The 16,600-nt window shown below is 60.7% G+C and carries 18 protein-coding genes; 5 read left to right on the plus strand and 13 right to left on the minus strand.

Annotation, left to right across the window (positions count from 1 at the left end; all coding sequences use genetic code 11):
* Nucleotides 1-26 precede the first annotated feature (26 nt).
* A complete protein-coding gene (locus tag GA0061105_RS30355) occupies nt 27-1,274 on the plus strand; it encodes an NAD(P)/FAD-dependent oxidoreductase (RefSeq protein ID WP_092754903.1) in 1,248 nt (415 codons plus the stop codon).
* On the opposite strand, the gene GA0061105_RS30360 is transcribed toward GA0061105_RS30355, so the two are convergent.
* The 10 genes from GA0061105_RS30360 to GA0061105_RS30405 form a co-directional block, all read right to left on the minus strand.
* Nucleotides 1,264-1,803, minus strand: coding sequence for a gluconokinase (locus GA0061105_RS30360; RefSeq protein ID WP_092754906.1), 540 nt, complete (start codon nt 1,801-1,803; stop codon nt 1,264-1,266). The two genes, GA0061105_RS30355 and GA0061105_RS30360, sit on opposite strands and share 11 nt — an antisense overlap.
* Nucleotides 1,804-1,914: 111 nt before the next feature.
* Entirely contained in the window at nt 1,915-2,868 is a 954-nt protein-coding gene (locus GA0061105_RS30365) for a peptide ABC transporter ATP-binding protein (protein WP_092754909.1), read from the minus strand.
* Nucleotides 2,865-3,881, minus strand: a complete 1,017-nt coding sequence (locus GA0061105_RS30370; RefSeq protein ID WP_092754912.1) for an ABC transporter ATP-binding protein — start codon at nt 3,879-3,881, stop codon at nt 2,865-2,867. The genes GA0061105_RS30365 and GA0061105_RS30370 overlap by 4 nt, the downstream gene beginning before the upstream one ends.
* Nucleotides 3,881-4,771 (minus strand): ABC transporter permease subunit, encoded by an 891-nt coding sequence (locus GA0061105_RS30375; protein WP_092754915.1) that lies wholly within the window; start codon nt 4,769-4,771, stop codon nt 3,881-3,883. Before GA0061105_RS30375 ends, GA0061105_RS30370 begins: the two co-directional genes overlap by 1 nt.
* Before the next feature lie 9 nt (nt 4,772-4,780).
* Nucleotides 4,781-5,785: an ABC transporter permease subunit gene (locus GA0061105_RS30380; RefSeq protein ID WP_064693890.1), complete on the minus strand. Its 1,005-nt coding sequence runs from the start codon at nt 5,783-5,785 to the stop codon at nt 4,781-4,783.
* An 87-nt stretch (nt 5,786-5,872) separates the two neighbouring features.
* The gene (locus GA0061105_RS30385) at nt 5,873-7,468 is read right to left on the minus strand and encodes an ABC transporter substrate-binding protein (protein WP_064693889.1); all 1,596 of its coding nucleotides are present in this window, start codon (nt 7,466-7,468) and stop codon (nt 5,873-5,875) included.
* 334 nt (nt 7,469-7,802) lie between these two features.
* Nucleotides 7,803-8,285, minus strand: a complete 483-nt coding sequence (gene rirA, locus GA0061105_RS30390) for an iron-responsive transcriptional regulator RirA (protein ID WP_064693888.1) — start codon at nt 8,283-8,285, stop codon at nt 7,803-7,805.
* 110 nt (nt 8,286-8,395) lie between these two features.
* On the minus strand, nt 8,396-9,445 hold the full coding sequence (locus GA0061105_RS30395) for a M48 family metallopeptidase (RefSeq protein WP_092754918.1): 1,050 nt from the start codon (nt 9,443-9,445) through the stop codon (nt 8,396-8,398).
* The gene (locus tag GA0061105_RS30400; protein ID WP_092754921.1) at nt 9,435-10,523 is read right to left on the minus strand and encodes a YjgN family protein; all 1,089 of its coding nucleotides are present in this window, start codon (nt 10,521-10,523) and stop codon (nt 9,435-9,437) included. The genes GA0061105_RS30395 and GA0061105_RS30400 overlap by 11 nt, the downstream gene beginning before the upstream one ends.
* A gap of 155 nt (nt 10,524-10,678) precedes the next feature.
* On the minus strand, nt 10,679-12,175 hold the full coding sequence (locus GA0061105_RS30405; protein ID WP_092754924.1) for a CoA-acylating methylmalonate-semialdehyde dehydrogenase: 1,497 nt from the start codon (nt 12,173-12,175) through the stop codon (nt 10,679-10,681).
* Between the two features lie 178 nt (nt 12,176-12,353).
* Here GA0061105_RS30405 and GA0061105_RS30410 point away from each other — a divergent pair, with 178 nt between their 5' ends.
* Together GA0061105_RS30410 and GA0061105_RS30415 are read left to right on the plus strand one after the other, a co-directional pair.
* On the plus strand, nt 12,354-12,668 hold the full coding sequence (locus GA0061105_RS30410; RefSeq protein WP_092754927.1) for a putative quinol monooxygenase: 315 nt from the start codon (nt 12,354-12,356) through the stop codon (nt 12,666-12,668).
* Complete coding sequence (locus GA0061105_RS30415) at nt 12,665-13,546, plus strand: LysR family transcriptional regulator (protein WP_092754930.1); 882 nt, start codon at nt 12,665-12,667, stop codon at nt 13,544-13,546. The genes GA0061105_RS30410 and GA0061105_RS30415 overlap by 4 nt, the downstream gene beginning before the upstream one ends.
* On the opposite strand, the gene GA0061105_RS30420 is transcribed toward GA0061105_RS30415, so the two are convergent.
* Nucleotides 13,518-13,709, minus strand: a complete 192-nt coding sequence (locus GA0061105_RS30420; protein WP_092754933.1) for a hypothetical protein — start codon at nt 13,707-13,709, stop codon at nt 13,518-13,520. The two genes, GA0061105_RS30415 and GA0061105_RS30420, sit on opposite strands and share 29 nt — an antisense overlap.
* A 36-nt stretch (nt 13,710-13,745) precedes the next feature.
* On the minus strand, nt 13,746-14,183 hold the full coding sequence (locus GA0061105_RS30425) for a DUF4174 domain-containing protein (protein WP_092754936.1): 438 nt from the start codon (nt 14,181-14,183) through the stop codon (nt 13,746-13,748).
* A gap of 687 nt (nt 14,184-14,870) precedes the next feature.
* Here GA0061105_RS30425 and GA0061105_RS32645 point away from each other — a divergent pair.
* Together GA0061105_RS32645 and GA0061105_RS33025 are read left to right on the plus strand one after the other, a co-directional pair.
* Nucleotides 14,871-15,125 (plus strand): hypothetical protein, encoded by a 255-nt coding sequence (locus tag GA0061105_RS32645; protein ID WP_141130255.1) that lies wholly within the window; start codon nt 14,871-14,873, stop codon nt 15,123-15,125.
* Nucleotides 15,126-15,230: 105 nt separating this feature from the next.
* Nucleotides 15,231-15,371 (plus strand): hypothetical protein, encoded by a 141-nt coding sequence (locus GA0061105_RS33025; protein WP_167358600.1) that lies wholly within the window; start codon nt 15,231-15,233, stop codon nt 15,369-15,371.
* Nucleotides 15,372-15,710: 339 nt separating this feature from the next.
* Here GA0061105_RS33025 and GA0061105_RS30430 read toward each other — a convergent pair.
* Nucleotides 15,711-16,600 (minus strand): BID domain-containing protein (locus GA0061105_RS30430; protein WP_167358601.1); only part of this gene is annotated, 890 nt, incomplete at its 5' end.

The following is a 16,600-nucleotide window of genomic DNA, read 5'->3' on the forward strand; positions in this document are numbered from 1 at the left end:
TGATTACCTAGCGGAATGCAGCTGATATGACGAAGAATACAATCGTGCTCGGCGCAGGCATCGTCGGGGTGTCGGCGGCCATCCATCTTCAGCGGCGCGGCCGGCAGGTGACGCTGATCGACCGCAAGGATCCAGGCAGCGAAACTTCCTTCGGCAATGCCGGCCTGATCCAGCGCGAAGGGGTTGCGCCTTACGGCTTCCCCCAGCAGTTCGGCCTGTTGCTGCGTTATGCGCTCAACAACCAAATCGATGCGCATTATCACCTTCGCACGCTGCCGGGCCAGCTCGTATTTCTTGCCCGTTACTGGTGGAATTCGAATGCCAGGCGCCACGCGGTCGTCACCCGGGCCTATGCGCCGCTGATCGAGAACTCGATTGCCGAACACAAGGACCTGATCGAGGCCTCGCAGGCGCAGGCGCTGATCCGCAAGGACGGCTGGATGAAAATATTCCGGACGGAGGCCGGGCGCGACGAGGCTCTTGCGGAGGCCGCCCTTTGGCAGAACGAGTTCGGTGTGGACTATGACAGTCTGACGTCGACCGATATTGCCCGCATCGAACCGGATATGACGGTCCGTTTCGCCGGCGGCATCCGCTGGCGCGACCCCTGGTCGGTGCTCGATCCGCATGCGCTGACATCGGCCTATCGCCGCTATTTCGAAAGCCTCGGCGGCCGGTTCGTCACCGGCGACGCCGCTTCACTCGGCCAGTTCGGCGCCGGCTGGAAGATTATGACTAGGGAGGGTTCGCTGGACGCGGAGGATGCGGTCCTCGCGCTCGGCCCCTGGGCAGCCGTCGCGACGCGCCGGCTCGGCTATTCCTTTCCCCTCGCCGTCAAGCGCGGCTATCACATGCATTATGCCGCCAAGGGCAATGCCGTGCTCAACAACTGGATCCTCGATGCCGAATGCGGTTATCTGCTGGCGCCGATGAACCGCGGCATCCGCTTGACGACAGGGGCGGAGTTCGCAACGCTTGACGCACCGAAGACGCCGGTGCAGCTCGACCGGGCCGAAGCCGTGGCGCGTACGATCTTCCCACTCGGAGGCAGGCTCGATCCCGAACCGTGGATGGGCGCGCGCCCCTGCACACCCGACATGATGCCCGTCATCGGCAAGGCGCCGCGCCATCGGGGCCTATGGTTCGCCTTCGGCCACGCTCATCATGGGCTGACGCTCGGGCCGGTGACCGGTCGCGTGCTTGCCGAACTCATCACCGGCGAGACGCCGTTCATTGATATCTCGGCTTACTCGCCGCAGCGCTTCAAGCCATGACACCGAGGGTGGAGAGGCCGTTAAGGGCCGTTGCCGCGATGCCGTCGATCGTATCGTCGATATCGACGGTGACGACGCCGGGTTCGCCTGTCGGCACCTCGAGCGTCGCCAGCTGACTTTCGAGCAGTGAGACTGGCATGAAATGCCCCTTGCGCTCGCCCATGCGCCTGGTCAGCAGCGCCTTGGATCCCTCGAGATAAACGAAGAACAGATTACCGCCGGCAGCCACCCTCAGCCTGTCGCGATAGATGCGTTTCAGCGCCGAGCAGGAGACGATAATGCCCTCACCTTTTTCCAGCGAGGCCTTCATCCGTTGGCCGATCAGGTCGAGCCAGGGCATCCGGTCCTCATCGGTTAGCGGAATGCCTTTCGACATCTTCTCCACATTGGAAGCCGGATGAAGCGCATCACCTTCGACAAAGGCAAGGCGCAAGGCGCCGGCGAGTTTTTCGCCGACCGAGGACTTGCCGCAACCGCTGACCCCCATGACGACGATCGCATGGGCGCTGTTCATCCGTTGATCCGACATGCTTCCTCCGAGCATCCAATCTTTGTCTGCGCAATTCCCCGCAAAAGCGCTCCGCGCTATTCCTGGGAAAATCGCTTCACCCTTTTTCCCAAAACTGCACCGGCTTCCCGCTCAGTCGAGCGGGAAATGACATGCATGTTTTTGTGCGCCTTCTCCACTTAATTCGGGAGAAACCTGGCGACAATAATCCTGCGCTTTCCAGCAGCGCGGATTGAAGTGGCAGCCGGACGGCGGCTTCAGCGGCGACGGTAGTTCGCCCTGCAGGCGGATGCGGTTCTTCTCGCGCTCGGGATCGGCGATCGGGGTCGCCGACAACAAGGCGGCCGTATAGGGATGGCGCGGCCGGGCGAAGACTTGGGCGGCAGGGCCGGTCTCGATCGGGCGGCCGAGATACATCACCATCACCTCGTCGGCGATGTGGTGGACGACCGAGAGGCCGTGCGAGATGAAGAGATAGGCAAGACCCATTTCCTTCTGCAGGTCCATAAGCAAGTTCAGAACCTGCGCCTGGATCGACAGATCAAGGGCCGAGACCGGTTCGTCGAGCACCAGCACCTTTGGCCGCAGCATCAGGGCGCGGGCAATGGCGATGCGCTGACGCTGGCCGCCGGAGAACATATGGGGATAGCGGCCGTGATGCTCCGGGCGCAGACCGACGCGCGCCATCATCTCCTCCACCTTGCGGCGGCGGGCGCTAGCATCGAGATCGGTATTGATCTTCAGCGGCTCTTCCAGAATGGCACCGACCTTCTGACGCGGGTTAAGCGAGCCATAGGGATTCTGGAAAACGATCTGCACCTGACTGCGCAGGCTGCGGTCGCCCACACGGGCGGGCTTGCCGTCGATCAGCAATTCGCCGGCCGTCGGATCCTCGATCATCGTGACGAGGCGGGCGAGCGTCGACTTGCCGCAGCCGGATTCGCCGACGACGGCGAGCGTCTTGCCTGAATGAAGGCTGAAGCTGACGCCGTTCAGGGCCTTGACGGTGGCGTCGGCTTTGAAGAGACCGCGGTTGACAGTGTAGAAGCGGGCGAGATCCCTGCCCTCGAGAACAGCGCCCGTCATACCAGGTCTCCTGCAGTTTCAACGCGCATGACACCGGGATGCCCGAGCGGCTTGCCGTCCTTCAATGGATAGTTGCACAGCGCCCGCCCGAGCTCCGGGCCCTGGCGGACGACGCCGCGCTCGCACTCGACCGTGGCATAACCGCAGCGCGGCGCGAAGAGACAGCCTCTCGGGCGGCCGTGCTGGCCGGGAACGACGCCGGCGATCGAGGGAAGACGCTGTCCGACTTGGGCGCGTTCCGGCAGGGCGGCAAGCAGGGCCGCCGTATAAGGGTGGTGCGGGTCGCGGAACAGCGCCCTCACCGGCTGCTCCTCGACCTTCTGGCCCGCATATTGCACCTGCACGCGCTCGGCGGTTTCGGCGACGACGCCCATATCGTGGGTGATCAGCACCAGCGCCATGCCATGCTCCTTCTGCAGGCGCACGAGCAGATCGAGGATCTGCGCCTGGATCGTCACGTCCAGCGCGGTCGTCGGCTCGTCGGCGATCAGCAGCTTCGGATTGCATGCGAGCGCCATGGCAATCATGACGCGCTGGCTCATGCCGCCGGACATCTGATGCGGAAAGTTCGACAGGCGGTCTTCCGGCGCCGGAATACCGACGAGGTTGAGAAGTTCTATCGAGCGTTCGCGGCGTTCCCTCCGGTTGAGGCCCATATGGACCCGCAGTGTTTCACCGAGCTGAAAGCCGACCGTGAAGCATGGATTGAGGCTCGACATCGGCTCCTGGAAGATCATCGCCATCTCCTTGCCGACGATCCGGCGGCGCTGGCGGGCGGAGATGCCGCGCAGATCCTGGCCGTCGAACTGCATTCGGTCGGCAGTGATCCTGGCCGTCCAGGGCAGAAGCCCCATCAGGGCCAGCATGGAAACGGATTTGCCCGAGCCGGATTCGCCGACGACAGAGAGGATTTCGCCTTTGTCGCAGGTAAGCGATACGCCGTCGACGGCACGGAAAAGACCGGATGACGTCTGGAATTCGACGGTCAGATTTTCGATTTCGAGGAGCGGCATCACGACCTCTTCAGCTTGGGGTCAAGCGCATCGCGCAGGCCGTCGCCCATCAGGTTGATGGCGAGAACGGTGATGAGGATGGCAAGACCCGGGAAAGTCACGACCCACCAGGCACGCGAGATGAACTCCCGGGATTCGGCGAGCATGGTGCCCCATTCGGGTGTCGGCGGCTGCGCTCCCATGCCGAGAAAGCCGAGGGCGGCGGCATCGAGAATCGCTGCGGAGAAGGCAAGTGTGGCCTGAACGATCAGCGGCCCAAGACAGTTCGGCAGGATGGTCTTGAACATCAGCCGGAGGGTGCCGGCGCCGGCGACACGCGAAGCGATCACATATTCCTTCTCACGCTCAGTTATAACGGAGGCGCGCGTCAGCCGCACGAAATGCGGCTGGTTGACCAGCGAAATGGCAATCATCGCATTGGTAAGACCAGGCCCCAGCACCGCGACCAGCACGAGCGCGAGCAGCAGCGACGGGAAAGCCAGGATGATATCCATCAGGCGCATGATCGCCGTATCGATCTTGCCGCGGAAATACCCGGCAACGAGGCCGATCAGCACGCCGCATATGACCGAAAGCGTAACGACGACGACGCCGATGAAGAGCGAAAACCGCGCTCCGTAGATCAGGCGCGAGAGGATATCGCGGCCGACGGCATCGGTTCCGAGCGGATAGGAAGCGCTCCCCGCCTCCATCCAGGCCGGCACGGCGAGCAGCACCTCGCGGTTCTGCTCGTTCGGCGCATGCGGCGCAAAAACCGGTGCAAAAATCGCAACGACGAGAATGATGACGAAAACAACGAGGCCGATAACGGCGCCTTTGTTGCGGGAGAAATAATGCCAGAATTCCGCAAGGGCGGATGGCTGGCCGGTTTTGACGGTGACCGTGCTCATGGACCGCTCCTAGTGACGAATACGCGGATTGATGAAGCCGTAGAGAACATCAACAATCAGATTGACCAGCATGATGACACCGGCGATCAGGAGCAGCCCCCCCTGGACCACGGCGTAATCGCGCTTGAACACCGAATCGACCATCCATTTGCCGATGCCCGGCCAGGAAAAGATGGTCTCGGTGAGGATGGCCCCGGCAAGGAGAACACCGATCTGAAGGCCGATCGTGGTGATGACGGGGATCATCGCATTGCGCAGCGCATGGACGCCGACGACGCGCAGCGGCTTCAAACCTTTCGAACGCGCCGTGCGGACATAGTCTTCGCCGAGAACCTCGAGCATGGCGGAGCGCGTCTGACGGGCGATGACGGCAAGCGGGATGGTCGCCAGCACGATGGTCGGCAGAATGAGATAGCTGACGGCGGAGGCGAAGGCGCCCTTCTGGCCTGAAAGTAGACTGTCGATCAGCATGAAGCCGGTCACCGGCTTGAAGAAATACATCAGCGAAATGCGGCCGGACACCGGCGTCCAGCCGAGATAGCCGGAAAAGAAGATGATGAGCAGCAGGCCCCACCAAAAGATCGGCATGGAATAACCGACGAGGGCGACACCCATCACGCTCTGATCGAACCACGTGCCTCGCTTGACGGCTGCAAAGACGCCGGCGGGCACGCCAAGACAGACGGCGAGAATGATGGCGCAGAACGAAAGTTCCAGTGTTGCCGGAAACAGCGTCAGGAATTCGCCGAGGACCGGCCGCTTGGTGACGATCGAGGTGCCGAGATCGCCCTGCAGTACTTTTCCGAGATAGTCGAAATACTGCACATACATGGGACGGTCGAAACCGAGGTCGTGCATGATCTGGGCATGCCGCTCCGGCGCCATCACGCGTTCACCCGAGAGCAGCATCACGGGGTCTCCGGGCAGCAGGCGGATGAATGAGAAGGCAATCAGGGAAACGCCGAGGAATGTCGGAATCAGCACCGCAAGGCGGCCGATGAAAAAACGCAACATGGCAGATGTCCAATAGTTTCCGGCGGTCAGGGGGTGCCTGACCGCCGGCTGCGCCCAGCTCTGCCGGGCATTTTTACATTATTCTTGTTATTCGGATACGTCGACGCCGTCGAAACGGTGAATGCCGAGCGGGTCCATCTTGAAGCCCGAGACCTTCTTGCTCATCGGAACGAAGACGAGCGAGTGGTCGAGGGTCGCCCAGGGGGCTTCCTTCTTGAAGATCAGCTGCGCCTGCTCATAAGCCTTGGTGCGCTCGCCGACATCGGCGGTCATCTTGGCCTTCGTCATCAGGTCGTCGTATTCCTTGTTGCACCACTGTGCACGGTTGTTGCCGCCGACGGCATCGCAGCCGAGCAGCGTATCCATGAAGTTATCCGGGTCGCCGTTGTCGCCGGTCCAACCGAGAATGACGGCGCCGTCGCGCTTCACGTCGGAGGAGAGCTTCAGGTACTCGGCCCATTCATGCGTGACGATCTCGACGTTGACGCCGATCTTGGCGAAATCGGCCTGGATCAGTTCGGCCGCGCGGCGGGCGTTCAGCATGTAGGGACGCGATACCGGCATCGCCCAGACCTTCATGCTGAGATCCTTGACGCCGGCGTCGGCAAGAGCCTTCTTGGCGGCATCCGGATCGTACTTGTCGTCCTGAACGGCATCGTTATAGGACCACATTGTCGGCGGGATCGGGTTCTTGGCAACGGTGGCCGCACCCTGGAAGACGGCGTCGACGATCGCCTGCTTGTTGATCGCCATGTTGAGCGCGCGGCGGACTTCCGGCTTGTCGAAGGGCGCCATCTGGGTGTTGTAGGCGAGGTAGCTGACGTTGAGACCGGCCTGCTCCTCGACGACCAGGTTCTCGTCCTTCTTCAGTTCCGGAACGTCGGCTGCATTCGGATAAGGGATTAGGTGGCATTCGCCGGCCTTCAGCTTCTGGGCGCGCACGGCGGCATCAGAGGTAATGGCGAAAACCAGATCGTCGATCTTTTCCTTGCCCTTGAAATAGGTTTCGTTCGCCTTGTAGCGGATGACGGCATCCGGCTGATAGGCGACGAAGGTGAAGGGGCCGGTGCCGAGCGGCTGCTGGTTCAGCTGCGCCATCTTGCCGTCGGCCGCGAGCTTGTCGGCATATTCCTTGGAGACGATCGAGGCGAAGTCCATGGCGAGGTCGGCCAGGAACGGCGCTTCGGGATGGTTGAGCGTGAACTTGACGGTGAGGTCATCGACCTTCTCGACCGACTTGATCAGTTCCGGAAAGCCCATGCCGGCAGCGTATTCGTAAGAGCCGCCCTCGACATACTTGTTCCAGGGATTGTCGGACTTCAGCTGGCGCTCGAAGGAGAACACGACGTCGTCGGCGTTGAAATCGCGCGTCGGCGTAAAGAAGTCGGTGGTCTGGAACTTGACACCGGGATGAAGCTTGAAGGTGTATTCCTTACCATCGGCCGAAACGCTCCAGCTGTCGGCCAGACCGGGTTCGATCTCCGTGCCGCCGTGCTTGAATTCGACGAGGCGGCTATAGACGGTACGCGAGGACGCGTCGAAGGTCGTGCCTGCCGTATAAAGGCTCGGGTCGAAGCCTTCCGGCGAACCCTCGGAGCAATAAACAAGGGTCTTGGACCAGGCCGACGTCGCCATGACCGAAATCAGGGCCGTCGCTGCCAGCATGACAGAGATCTTTTTCATAATATTGTTTCCCGGTTGTTCTTTTTTGATGTCTGGAGACCGCATTAGGCATCCCGATCGACGATCGATGGAACGATATTTATCTACTGAAAGCAACGGGCTACGGAGAAAATTTTTCCAGTTGGACAATTTTAGAAATTTTTGGCCAAAAATCAGCCCCATTTGGAAATATTCGGACAAAGACGCGCAGAATTTCGTCGCATTTTGGATAATTGCGCCCTCTTAGCAGCGCAGAATGGACACTTCCACCTCTCGAGCCTTCGAGACGCAGCAAACAAAAACCGCGATTGCCGAGGCAACCGCGGTTTCGCAGGGCTGGTCTTTATCTTTGAATTCAGGCGGCGGGGGCAACGACCGCGGGCTTGCGGTATTCGTGTTCACCGGTAATTCCGAGCAGGAAATTGATCTGGGGGCGCGCCTTGACGAGATCGTCGATCGAATATTCCGAGAGGACGCCGAAGAAGGCGTTGAGCGCCTTGCGCAGTGCCGAGTTCAGACCACAACTGTCGACCAGCGGGCATTCGACCATGCCGTCATCCTCGAAGCATTCGGCCATGGCAAAACTGTCTTCTGTGACCCGGACAACGTCGAAGAGGGTGATCTCGGCCGCCGGCTTGCCCAGGCGCACACCGCCGTTGCGGCCACGCACCGTCTCGACCAGGCCCGCCTTGTTCAGCGGCTGGAGGATCTTGAACAGAAAGAGTTCCGAAACCCCGTAGGCCTTGGCAATCTCCGGAATCCGGCTGAGCTGCCCTTCGTTGGCAGCACAATACATCAACATGCGAACCGCATAGTTGGTCTGCTTCGTCAACCGCATGCCGATCTCCTGACTCGTGCCTGTTCAGACGTATATAGGCGGTTTGATAGTTTTGAACAATTCCAAAATATGAAATTCGCATTCAGCTTATGAGGCCATTTGCCGCGACGTCAATCCTGCTTCAGGGTGCCGGCATAATCCAGGATCGCCTGCTTGCGCTTGGGCGTGCCTGGATGAGTGGACAACATGCTGGTGCGGGAATGATCGCCGAGTTTGGTTTCCAGCAGATCGAAAAACCGTGCGATCGCAACGGGGTCCATCCCGGCCTTCCGCATCAATTCGACCGAGCGCCGGTCGGCTTCGGCTTCCGCGCTGCGGGAATAGGACAATGCGAGCAGGCCACCGCCTTGCGTCAGGATATCCTCGACACCGGAGCCGACATCGCCGGCAATCAGCATCACGAGACCGGCAACGCCCGCAGCGTGATAGAGCTGTCTGAGGCTATGCTTATATTCGACATGGCCGATCTCATGAGCGAGAACGCCTGATATCATCTCGTCGTCGTCACCCGCCATTTCCACCAACTGGTCGGTGATGACGATATTGCCATCGGGAAGCGCGAAGGCGTTGGGGCCGATCAGGCCGCCATCGCGGAAATTCAGCACGTAACGCTCGGCGCCGCCTTCGGCACTGGCTGCAACCTGCCGAAAACGGTCGGCGATTTCGGCCTTCCGTGGGTCCGTCAGCTGGCTCGGGTTCATCGCCGTATTATCCAGCGTGTTGAGAGCGCCGTACGATATCGCCTCGGAGACTACAGGCGGCGTGACAAAGATGGCGACTTCGACCAGCGCCGGCAGCGCATAGCGGTAGATCCCAACGGCAAGCAGAACGGCGGCGATCGTGAAGACGAAGAGGCGGGGATGGAACTCCTCCAGCCGATGCACCCATCCGCTTCTGCCGCCGGCGCGCAGGAAGGCATCGATTGCATCGTTGTCGGCGCTTTCGAACACTGACTCGTCGGCAAAAACCGCGCGCCGCGGGATCGACCCGACACGCGGCGTGAAGGAGACTTGCCCAACATGGCAATCAGAAAGAATTGCGTCTTCTTCAGTCACGGCGACCAGGCGGCCGCCGCGCGACAACAGGCGCGCCGGAACGGCGCCGCTCGAATGCGGCGGATACCATTCCCCTCTCGCAATGGCTTCGCGTTCAGAACCCAAAATCGATACCTTCCATGCTGATATATTCCGAACTGATGGCGGTGCCGCTGGCCTGAAACTGCGTGAAGACCTCGCCGATCTCGCCATCAATGTGAATTGCCGTGTGCTCGGTAACATAACGTGCCAGCCGCACCGCCGCCCAGGGGCGCATCAGGCCGAGGGTGAGCACCGTCACCACCACGTTCGATATGGCGATCCAGGCATAACGCGCACGGGAAAGATCGCTCCGCAAGACATGCCGGCCGTCGATCCGCGTCGACGACCAGACGATGTTGTGCACGGCTGCCCGGTAGATGAGGCCGGCAAGGCCGTAAATGATGAGAAGGCCGAAGACCACCACATACATCCCAGACAACACCACCGTGAACATAGCAGCGTCGGTTGCAACCGAGCCGCCTTCCGAGGCGTGTAGCCCGACAAGCACGATCGCAATCAGCCCAGCAAGCAGGACTGCGCCCAGCACCACCATCAAGGCGGGGACGAGAAGCGCACCGTAAAGCGCGCGGACTTTGGGATCGGTGTGGAACGGCCGGTTGCCGTAGCGGAGATTGTTGAAGAAATAGCGATTGACCCAACGGCTGGCGAAGGGCGCAAGCAGACCTAACGACAGGAAAGCGACAAAACTGCCAAGCAACACGGAAACAAAGGCGCCGCCGGCGGTGCCGGTGAAATCAAACCGAACATTGCGGTAGCTGGTCACGCGGGCGTTAAAGCGAAGGCCTCTGACGATCAGCCAGGGCAGAGCGATGAGCACCAGGATGGTGGTCACGACCGAGAACAGCGGGTGGATCGTCGTCGCCAAAATGTTGGCCACCACAATGAAGGCGAAGACGATGACGCGACCTATGAAGATCTGCTTGCCGGTGGCGTGATATTCGAAGCTGCGGCCGAGCAGAACGGTGTTGCCGTAGAAATAGCGGTTTCGCCGCACTTTCGCCCAGGCCGAATAGATCCCGAGCGTTATGACCGTCAGAAGAACGTTGACGATCCAGATGCCGAAATATTCCGATGCCGTACCGGTGAACCGGGCACGCTCGAAGGCGTTTGCCGCGGAGCCCGCGGACACTCTGTTATCCATGATCTTTGCTTCCCCCAACAGACTGCCCGCCCTCGCGATGAGAGTCACGCGGCGGGCGCATCATCTGAAAAGCAAAGAGGCGCAGAAATCAACAACCTTAAATCGAAAAGGGGGGCCGAACGGCCCCCGAATTGCAGATCGATCTGTCGCGTAGATCACTTCATCGTCGGCATGACGAATTCGGCGCCGCTCTTAATGCCGGAGGGCCAGCGGGCAGTGACTGTCTTGGTCTTCGTCCAGAACTTGATCGAATCCGTGCCGTGCTGGTTGAGGTCGCCGAAGCTCGAGGCCTTCCAGCCGCCGAAGGAGTGATAGGCGAGCGGAACCGGGATCGGAACGTTGATGCCGATCATGCCGATGTTGATGCGCGAGGCAAAATCGCGGGCGGCATCGCCGTCGCGGGTGTAGATCGCAACGCCGTTGCCGTATTCGTGCTTCATCGGCAGCGACAGCGCTTCCTCATAGTTCTGGGCACGAACGACGGAGAGGACGGGTCCGAAGATCTCTGTCTTGTAGATATCCATGTCGGGCGTGACGTGGTCGAACAGGCAGCCGCCGACGAAGTAGCCGTCTTCATAGCCCTGGAGCTTGAAATCGCGGCCGTCGACAATGAGCTTGGCACCTTCTTCGACGCCCCGGTCGATCAGGCTGCGAACACGGGTATAGGCGTCCTTGGTGACGAGCGGGCCCATGTCGGCCTTGTCATCAGTATAGGGACCGATGCGCAGCGACTCGATCTTCGGCGTCAGCTTTTCGACGAGGCGGTTGGCAGTCTCTTCACCGACGGGAACCGCAACCGAGATCGCCATGCAGCGCTCGCCGGCCGAACCGTAGCCTGCGCCCATCAGCGCGTTGACGGCCTGATCCATATCGGCATCGGGCATGATGATCATGTGGTTTTTGGCGCCGCCGAAGCACTGGGCACGCTTGCCGTTCATCGCCGCCGTGCCGTAGACGTAGCGGGCGATCGGCGTCGAGCCGACGAAGGAGACGGCGCCGATATCAGGATCGGTGAGGATCGCGTCGACAGCACCCTTGTCGCCATTGACGACGTTGAGGATGCCGGCCGGCAGTCCGGCCTCGATCATCAGTTCGGCAAGGCGGATCGGCAGGGAGGGGTCGCGCTCGGAAGGCTTCAGGATGAAGGCGTTGCCACAGGCGATCGCCGGCGCGAACATCCACATCGGGATCATGCCGGGGAAGTTGAAGGGGGTGATGCCGGCGCCGATGCCGACCGGCTGGCGGATCGAATACATGTCGATCGACGGGCCGGCGCCCTCGGTGAACTCACCCTTGGCAAGATGCGGGATACCGCAGACGAACTCGCAGACTTCAAGGCCACGAATGACGTCGCCCTTGGCATCCTCGATCGTCTTGCCGTGCTCCTTGGAGAGCATTTCGGCAAGCTCGTCCATGTGCTTGTTCAGGAGTTCGACGAACTTGAAGAAGACGCGAGCGCGGCGTTGCGGGTTGGTGGCAGCCCATTTTGGCTGTGCCGCCTTGGCATTCTCGACTGCGGCTCGCAGCTCCTCGACGCTTGCGAGCGCCACCGTCGCCTGCACTTCGCCGGTGGCCGGATTGTAGACGTTGCTGACGCGGCCGCTCGTGCCGGCGACCTGCTTGCCGCCGATGAAATGTCCGATCTCACGCATGGGATGCTCCTCCTGTTTTTGGATTGGTTGACAATCGCACTTCAATTTGCACAAAGCAATGTGCTGATATAAGGAACTGTTGTGCGCATATTATAGCCAAGTCATTGCATCAGCCGCTGTTGCTTACAAATTTGGCACCGCGGGCGGACAAGTCAAATGTCAAGAGGAGGTCGAACCGATGAAGCGGAAACCCGTTGTCCGTATGGCCGAGTTGGAGATCGATTCGGACACGCTTGAAGCCTATTGCGCCTTGCTCACCGAAGAGATCGAGGCCTCCGTCGCACTCGAAGACGGTGTCCTCTCCCTCAGCGCTGTGTCCGTCACGGGCGACCCCGGCCGCGTCCGTATTCTTGAGGTCTATGCCGACCAGGAGGCATATGAGGCGCACCTGCGGACACCGCATTTCCTGAAGTATAAGAGGGAGACCGCGGGCATGGTGACATCTCTGACTCTGATCGAGGTCGATCCGATCGCAATGCGTGCCAAGCCATGAACTGGGATGACGTTCGTATTTTCCTCGCCGTCGCCCGCACCGGGCAGATCCTTGCCGCCTCGAAGCGGCTGGGGCTTAACCACGCCACGCTCTCTCGCCGGCTGACGTCGCTCGAAGAGGCGCTGAAAACGCGGCTTTTCATCCGCCGCACGAATGGCTGCGAGCTGACGGCCGAAGGCGAAGTGTTCCTGGCATCCGCAGAGCGGATGGAAACGGAAATGTTGGCCGCGCAGGCAAGCCTCGGCCACACCGATACTGCGATCGCCGGGACCGTGCGCGTCGGCGCGCCTGACGGGTTCGGCGTCTCCTTTCTGGCGCCGCGCATGGGCAGACTGATCGAGCGCCATCCGGAGCTGAAAATCCAGCTCGTGCCCGTGCCTCGCTCGTTCTCGCTGTCGCAGCGCGAGGCCGATATCGCCATCACGCTGGAACGTCCCGAGCAAGGCCGGCTGGTCTCCTCCAAGCTTACGGACTACACGCTCGGCCTCTACGCCTCGCGAGGCTATCTCGCCTCAAACGGCAGACCCGGCGATGTCGAGGCGCTGAAGGCGCATCCGCGCATCGGCTATGTCGAAGACCTGATCTTCACCGCCTCGCTGAATTTCTCCGGCGAGGTGATGCGAAGCTGGGATGCAAGCTTCGAGATTTCGACGGCGATCGGCCAGACGGAGGCGGTCCGATCCGGTGCCGGCATCGGCATTCTGCACGATTATGTTGCCCGGCAGTATCCCGAGCTCGAGCGTATTCTACCGGAGGTTTCGATCCGGCGCGCCTATTGGACGACCTATCACGAAACGGCGCGCAATCTCGTGCGCGTCCGCAGTGTCGTCGACTTCCTGCAGGAACTCGTCAGCGCCGAGCGGCAGATCTTCCTTTAACCTCGGAGGCGTGCTTGGCCGGCTCATCGTTCTCATCGGGATTGGGAACCGGCGCCTCGTCCGGCAGCCGGTCCGGCTCCGGTTCGGTGATCGGCGGCACCGGCTTCCAACCGGGCGCCGGCATCGGCGGCTGATCGGGAATGGGTTCGTTGGGCACGGACATGACCGTCTCCCTTCTACGTTGCGATGTTCGTCGGAGCTATTTGTCCGACTTCAGCGTCTCGGCAGCACGCATCGGCATGCTGTCGATAATGGCGAACAGCTCGCCATTGGTGATCGGTTCGCTGACCGTGAGTTTGACCGTTCCATCCTTGCCGAGCAGGTAGGCGGCGAATTCTCCTGCCTCCGGCCCCTCAAGATCGTGGCGGATCGCTTCGCCGTCGAGGCCGTCGGCAGCACCGAAAAGTGCCCGCACCGCGCCGGCCGAGACCTTCAGTACCACCATGTCGCGCTCATCGAGCGCGCTGCGGCCGGACAGCAGCTGGTTTTCCTGCCGCGCCGCGCGGGCATTGTTCTTGTCGGCGAAGAGAATGAAGACACGGTTCTTCCACTGGAAAGCGGCCAGGCTTTCGATCGGCGAATAGGCGCCGTTCGTCTCGTCGATCTTGGTCGCGCCGTAGAGCAGGGTTTTCGACATGCGTATTCTCCCGTCAGCTGGGAGAACGGTCCGGGATGGCACGAGTTCCATCCGAATGATCGGAACCAAATTTTCCTTCTAATGCCGGGAAGATGGTACGGCTGAGTGGGGTTAACCGCTTCGAGCCTGAGTGGCCGGAGGCTAGGCTGTTCTGACAAATTGGTGATTTAGAGTCCGAGGGCAGACCAGATCCAACGCTGACTTTGGGATCAGTCAGCAAACTTCATGCTGTAGTGGATGCCTCGGGCTGCCGGTTCGTTTCCATCTCGCGCCAGGACAGCAGAACAACATGGCTCCGGCTTGCGATCTCGCTCGGGGCTGCTTGAGATACAGGTGCTCGCCGGAGCTCACCTATGATGCCGATAGCCTGTATGACGTCATCCGTAATCAGGGTAGTGAACCGCTCATCCGCCCGGATGCCATCGCAAGCATTGGCGTCGGTTACAAGCAGCGCTGGACATTGAGAGTTCTTCGGCACGCTCAATCAATGGCGACGCCTCGCCACACTCTATTTCAAGCTCGCAGCCAGTTCCCTCGGCTCCATCAAACTGGCAAGCAGTCGTACTTTGGGTCAAATTGATTGTCACTGGAGCCTGTAGGGATCCGAAATCCCATCGGTCTCGCCGCGTCTAGACCTTCGAGCGCCTGTCTGCTCTTATGCTTTGACAACATAACTTGGAGAAACAGTTGACCAGCAATCTGTGGGATACTGAACATGGCATCATGTTTGGCGCGAATTCATCGGCTGCAATAAACACTCTGTTTTTGTTGATGGATAAAGGGCTTATTTCGCGGGAGGACGCCGCCGGTGTTCTCACTAAGACCGCAAATCAGGTTCGCGAAGGTTCTGAAGATGGGCCAGATTCGGAACTGGTGGAACAAGTAGCGCGAAGATTTGAAGCAATGGCCGCTTGGTGTTTAAGTCATAGCCCTAGTAAGTAATTACGGAAAATCACTGGCGAATCCGATCACACACTCTAACGATGCCCACAAAACGTGTACGGCAGGTGGTCGACGCATTTGCGTCTTCTGACTATAAGGCAGCGCATGAATGATTCCAACGAACAGCACAAAGAAGACGACCGGCCAGCTAAGCCGCCGCTTCCCAAGGGTGAGAAATTTTTCGATCCCTGGGAAGAAGAATTTCGACGGGCATACAAGTCGGACGATAAGACCTTCGAATATTGATGCGAGGGGCCAGCGGAAGCCCATGAGGAAGTCGCCCCTGCTCAGGCAAGGACGCGTGCACCTGTAATTCAGATGCCCAGACCGAAATCCATCGGTCAGGCTGGCCGGTTTGAGCCGCCAACCATTCGCTCGCACTATCAGCCTCAACCTTCTCCTGTACTGAAGCGAATGCCCGCGGCGGTGTGGGAGGTTCCTAGGCGGCCGATTTGCACATGCGAGTCGAAGCGGTATGTGAACAACGTCTCGTACTCAGAGGCGGTGCCGACAATAATGAGCCAGCCCATCATTCCTGGCAGAACGCCTGCTTGCCCCTGCGACAATGGCCGTCCAGTCAGAGGCTCAAAGATCAATCCCGTGGCTGCGGTCGACTCCTCGCTGACGCAGTCCCGCTAGGATCTGCTGACCGCCTTCCGTGCGGACTGTCTGCTGCAGGACCTTCAAGCTCTCCTGCATCGCCGCAAAGGCCAGGCGCTGCGCCGGCGGCACGTGGTTGATGAGATCCTTGTCACCCCGGATGAGGGCATTGCGGCCAAAGCGCTCGTCAAGCGCCTTGCTGACGGCGACGAACTCCCGGCGAATGCTCGGATCGAGAGGAACCGCCGAAACAGTCGGCTTGTGCCCATTCCTCCTTGCCTCAGCGGTCAGAACCATGAGCGCCTCTTCCGCCGCTTTCGACAGGCCGGGAATAGCAACCGCCATACGCCGCCGCTCGGCGGTGATGACCTGGCGCTCCGCATCGAACAGATTGACATAGGCCCTCCCGAGAGAGCGCAGCCGCCCGGCTGCCTCGGGCACAGCCTGGGCCGCCTCCTTCCGCTCCCGGCCGGAAGCCAGCATCCTGTCCATGAGACGGTCCGAACCGCGCAACGCTTCATAAGCGGCCGGATCATTGGTCACCGCGGCAGCGATGCGATCGCCAGCAAAACCTTTTGCAAGCAGTTCCTCGATCTTGCCGACGGCTCCTGACGGATCGCGCCAGATCGTCCTTGCCGCGTTGGCCAGCGCCTCACGCTGCTGACGGTAAAGGGGAGCGGAGAGAACGCGCGCTCGCGCCTCGTCGTCGACTGCTATCTTGAACTCGGTGACAGCGGCAAGCATGGGCAGCACGGTCACATTCTCCTTGCCTGCCCCCCTGTCTTGCTGCTGGTCCGGAACGGCACTGGCTGCCGCAACGATCTTCGAGCGGTCCTGGCGTTCGGCCAGATGTTGCTCCTCGGCAAAGCGTTTGA

The sequence above is a fragment of the Rhizobium aethiopicum genome (assembly GCF_900094625.1).
In the GTDB taxonomy this organism is placed as follows: Bacteria; Pseudomonadota; Alphaproteobacteria; order Rhizobiales; family Rhizobiaceae; genus Rhizobium; species Rhizobium aethiopicum.